The organism is Paenibacillus glycanilyticus NBRC 16618 (assembly GCF_004000805.1).
Taxonomy (GTDB): Bacteria; Bacillota; Bacilli; order Paenibacillales; family Paenibacillaceae; genus Pristimantibacillus; species Pristimantibacillus glycanilyticus.
The window spans coordinates 1-4,107 of sequence record NZ_BILY01000084.1; the positions used below are offsets into that span (position 1 = coordinate 1).

The following is a 4,107-nucleotide window of genomic DNA, read 5'->3' on the forward strand; positions in this document are numbered from 1 at the left end:
TATCGAATTTCTCAATGATGTTCAGCTTTTCGTCCGAACCGCTTGTCTCTCTCGGCCGGAATTAGAATATAACATAGATCAAAAGCACTTGGCAAGCATTATTTTAAAAAAACTTTAAAACCTCTCGAATAACAAAACAGGGCTGCCCATAAGCCATATCATTATGACTTCGAGACAACCCCTGTGCGAATAGTTCTGATTACTTCGCTGCCGCGGCAGAAGTTCTCACTTGCTCGTTTGCCTTCAAAGCATCGAGAATGCTGATTTTTCCGAAACCACTGCCTTTAGTTGTTCCCTTTAGAGATTGGCCAACCGGTATCATCGTTACTCACCTCCTTTACTTAGTATCATCTGACCTCAAATAGCTCCGAAGCTCGTCGAATGCGGTTTCGAATAAAAGCTCCGCACTCCCCCGGCTCACCGTTTCTCCAATCTCTCGAGCGAATTTAGAATACAAATTAATCAAGTAGGCATGATCGGCGCGTACATGGAATCTAACCCTCTGAATCTCGTCATGTTCCTCCATGATGTGGTTCGTCCATTTAGCGAAGCCCTTATAGAATTGCATGCCGCTTCGATAGGCGGGAGATAGAATCGCCGACTCAATAAATACCGTCTCGCCTTCAGCCTCCAACCGATATTGAATATAACCCTGCAGCTTGCCATGCTCGTCATCAAATAACAACAGCCGGCTCCCATTCAAGGAAAGCGTCAAATGTGCAATAGCATCATAAAACAATAAACGTTCATCAAATTCATAGCTATACGCGAGAAAATATCGGGCAAATCTAGCAAAATCTCGATCCTGATGGCAAGCTGCCGGAAATAGACGGCCCACTACGATTCCCCCCTTCATGCCCGCACTCCGAGGACCTTTGCTTTACGCTAGTGCTCTCGCTTGAATTTTGCTAAGTATTTATTTAATTGGCGCAAAGTGACCCGGTAACCAATGGCCAACTCTCCGTCTCCAGTCCGTTCGGCGAACTTATTGAACAGCCTTATTGCGTAGTCATCCATCCCCGTCCAAAAAACCAGCTCGTTCACTGTCCCGTTAAGCTCGTTTAAATGTCTGGAAAGCATCTGTAATCCTTCAAGAAAAACCCTTGTACACCTATAAGACTCGGACAGAAGAGCAACTTGCAGCTGCACGACATGCCGATCTTCGTAATTGCCTTCTCCCGTGCCATGAATATAGCCGAATGCGCCAATGACTTCCCCCTCACCGTCCAGGCAGAGAAAACATTCCTGCCCCATCAGAATAGGGCTGGCGATAAAACCGAACGCCACGAGGAAAGGATACGGCAGCCGTAGATCCTCATAATTCGCTAAAAGAAAATCCATGTACTTTCGTTGACAAGCCTCGGTCGCGCATACGGAAAACGTCGCAAACATGCCAAAAAACCCCTAATTCTTTTGCTTCATTATAGAAGAACTTAACAAATCGAAATACCAACTTTAGTTGACAATTTCTATTCGCACAGCTAGTTTTTCACCAGAAATTGGGCATTCTCATAACTTTCATTAGCTTGTTTCCTGCTTAAAAAGAATATCGGTTACGCCCATTCCCTTATCTCCGCTCCTACATACAATGTTTTAGCCCATCATATAAGGAGTGACAAGATCATGTCATTTTTCCCACCTTTTGGACCTCCCGGATTCCCTGGACAGCCAGGCCCACCGGGACCGCCTCCTGGACCTCCAGGAATTCCAGGACCTCCGGGACAACAGGGCCAGCCGATGGCACCTAGTTCACCTCCGCCGGGATTCATCCCTCAACAACCCGCGGTTCAGCCGTTTGCTGTTGATCCTGGCGCGATTTCACGTTGCATGTTCAGGAATACGTACATTTGGCTAAGAAACGGGAATCAATTCTGGTTCTTCCCGGTTTTCTTAGGGCGTACTTCAGTCGCCGGGTTTCAATGGAACGGTAGATTCTGGATGTATACCGGCCTGAGCCTGCAATCCATTCAATCCTTTACTTGTGTCTAAATAAACACAAAAAAGCTCCGATCTACTAAGAACGGAGCTTTTTTCGTATCAAAAAAAAGCAAAAACCACATCCTCATGCGGATGTGGTTCATGATGGTGGAGGCGAGGGGATTTGAACCCCTGTCCGAAGACAACGCCACACAGGCTTCTACGGGTGTAGTCACAGTATTGATGTCACCCGAGCGTCGTCCCGTAACCGACTACGCGTTGGGTCAGCCTGATTATCTTCTTCCGTCGACCCCAGGCGGAGACCGAAGCGGCGTATCCCACTACTTGTTAGCCCCTAGTCTAGTCACATGGGCGATGCTAGGTAGGAGCACGCTCACAGGTTATTAAGCTGCGAAAGCGTAAGTTTGTTGTTGTTTGCCATTTAATAGGCTTTAGCGTTGATGAAGCAGACGACTCCCTGCTACCCGCAACCCGTGCTCGTACTATCCCCGTCGAATCCATAAACGCCCCCAATATCGCATAAACGGTGTATTTCGACCGATTAGCTGTAAGAACGCCCGGAATGAGGTGCAGCGCTTCTGCGCTACTCATTACAAGCAAGTATTTCTTCAAACATTTGTTGCAGCAGCGCGTCGTATCCCTTAGCGCTACTTTAGTATAACACGAACTTCATTGCTAATGCTTAGATTCTTAATGCCAATGATGGCGGAAAGCTGGAACCTGAACCAGCGAGTGAAGCAAATGCCAATTACCTTACGACTTTCTGCTTCTCGCGCAGCGCACGCTGGATATCCCGTTGCGCATCGCGCTTCGCGGCCGTATCGCGCTTATCGTATTGCTTCTTACCTTTACCAAGACCAATCAAAAGCTTCGCGTAGCCGTTACGCACATAAATCTTTAGCGGCACAATCGAGTAGCCCTCTTGCTTGGATTGGCCGAGCAGTTTGTGAATTTGCTGCTTGTGAAGCAGCAGCTTCCGAGCTCGGGTCGGATCAGTCGGATTATGGCGGTTGCCCTGTTCAAAAGGACTGATATGCATGTTATGAATAAACATCTCGCCATTCCTAATCGTCGCAAACGCATCGCCAATATTCGCTTTCCCCATGCGGAGAGCCTTGATCTCCGTGCCCATCAGCACGATTCCCGCTTCATACGTATCCTCAATGAAGTAATCATGGGAAGCTTTTTTGTTTTGAGCGAGCTGTTTGCCGTCATTTTTTTTAGCACCCACAGCGGTTCACCTCATTTTCGTTTACGCATTCCGATAGAGAAGCGTTAAGCGTTATTAGGAATACATTGTAACAACTTTATAAATCTAAAGCAAGACTCGAAAATACATCGCTTACATAAACAAAAAAACCGCCCCGTTAAGGGCGGTCTTCGTTCGTTAAATTAAGCTATTACAGCTTAACAACGTTCTCAGCTTGTGGTCCGCGGTTGCCTTGAACAACGTTGAACTCAACGCGTTGGCCTTCTTCAAGAGTCTTGAAGCCTTCGCCAACGATTGCGGAGAAGTGTACGAATACGTCATTGCCGCCTTCAACTTCGATGAAGCCGAAACCTTTCTCAGCGTTGAACCATTTAACTGTACCTTGTTGCATGTGTATTACCTCCAAAAATGTATTAATATGCGCCTATTTCGTATCGAAACAAAAAATTCACACATTGAAAAAGGTCCATGACTTAAATGACACCCTTTTCAATATGTGAATTCAGGTTCATATCATCAATTGCTTTGAGTGTACTATACCCAAAATCAAAAATCAAGCGACAAGCTTAAATATATTTTCCCAGCTTATTCAAGGAAAACGGCGCTGCTTCTCCGCAGCCTGCGCCCCGTCTTGCAGCGCCGTTATTTAGAGTTATAGTACGTTTGTCATGTTAAATATTTATTTACGTTTTTTACGAACGAACGCCGCGGTGGAATTGCCTCCGCCATTTCGTTTCTTCTTTTTATTCTTCCCTTCCTCGCCGGAATTATTCGTTCCGCTCGAAGAATTCGAACCCTGCGGTGATCTTGCGTCGCCGCGCTGGCCTCCGCCGCCTCCGCTGCGGTTGCCCCGGCCGCCGCGCCTGCCGCGGCCGCCATCAAAGACCGAGCCTTGATCCGGGTCTTCGCCCGTATCGGCGTCTCTGCCGCGGCTGCCGCTAATCGGCAGCCCCCACATA

At 47.4% G+C, this 4,107-nt stretch carries 6 protein-coding genes, 1 other RNA gene and 1 pseudogene; 1 reads left to right on the plus strand and 7 read right to left on the minus strand.

What is annotated here, in order from left to right:
- Positions 1-199: 199 nt before the first annotated feature.
- The 3 genes from PGL01S_RS31530 to PGL01S_RS30580 all read right to left on the minus strand — a co-directional run bounded on the left by PGL01S_RS31530 (position 200) and on the right by PGL01S_RS30580 (position 1,392).
- Positions 200-322, minus strand: a complete 123-nt coding sequence (locus tag PGL01S_RS31530; RefSeq protein ID WP_280525725.1) for a hypothetical protein — start codon at positions 320-322, stop codon at positions 200-202.
- 15 nt (positions 323-337) lie between these two features.
- Positions 338-685: a hypothetical protein gene (locus PGL01S_RS30575; protein ID WP_127499521.1), complete on the minus strand. Its 348-nt coding sequence runs from the start codon at positions 683-685 to the stop codon at positions 338-340.
- 200 nt (positions 686-885) lie between these two features.
- Complete coding sequence (locus tag PGL01S_RS30580; RefSeq protein WP_127499524.1) at positions 886-1,392, minus strand: hypothetical protein; 507 nt, start codon at positions 1,390-1,392, stop codon at positions 886-888.
- Between the two features lie 231 nt (positions 1,393-1,623).
- Between PGL01S_RS30580 and PGL01S_RS31410 the strand changes: the two genes are divergently transcribed.
- Positions 1,624-1,989: a collagen-like protein gene (locus tag PGL01S_RS31410; RefSeq protein ID WP_236013659.1), complete on the plus strand. Its 366-nt coding sequence runs from the start codon at positions 1,624-1,626 to the stop codon at positions 1,987-1,989.
- A gap of 94 nt (positions 1,990-2,083) precedes the next feature.
- Here the strand turns inward: PGL01S_RS31410 and ssrA are convergent.
- The 4 genes and pseudogenes from ssrA to PGL01S_RS30605 form a co-directional block, all read right to left on the minus strand.
- Positions 2,084-2,449: a transfer-messenger RNA gene (gene ssrA, locus PGL01S_RS30590) on the minus strand.
- A gap of 237 nt (positions 2,450-2,686) precedes the next feature.
- On the minus strand, positions 2,687-3,169 hold the full coding sequence (gene smpB / locus PGL01S_RS30595; RefSeq protein WP_127499526.1) for an SsrA-binding protein SmpB: 483 nt from the start codon (positions 3,167-3,169) through the stop codon (positions 2,687-2,689).
- Between the two features lie 169 nt (positions 3,170-3,338).
- Positions 3,339-3,539, minus strand: coding sequence for a cold-shock protein (locus PGL01S_RS30600; RefSeq protein WP_012772186.1), 201 nt, complete (start codon positions 3,537-3,539; stop codon positions 3,339-3,341).
- Positions 3,540-3,827: 288 nt separating this feature from the next.
- Positions 3,828-4,107 (minus strand): annotated as a pseudogene (locus PGL01S_RS30605) (hypothetical protein); the annotation flags it as partial.

Excerpts from the sequence above, each read along its gene's own strand:
- PGL01S_RS31530 (WP_280525725.1), bottom strand. The coding sequence starts at position 322 with ATGATACCGGTTGGCCAATCTCTAAAGGGAACAACTAAAGGCAGTGGT.
- PGL01S_RS30580 (WP_127499524.1), bottom strand. The coding sequence starts at position 1,392 with ATGTTTGCGACGTTTTCCGTATGCGCGACCGAGGCTTGTCAACGAAAG.
- PGL01S_RS31410 (WP_236013659.1), top strand. The coding sequence starts at position 1,624 with ATGTCATTTTTCCCACCTTTTGGACCTCCCGGATTCCCTGGACAGCCA.
- PGL01S_RS30600 (WP_012772186.1), bottom strand. The coding sequence starts at position 3,539 with ATGCAACAAGGTACAGTTAAATGGTTCAACGCTGAGAAAGGTTTCGGC.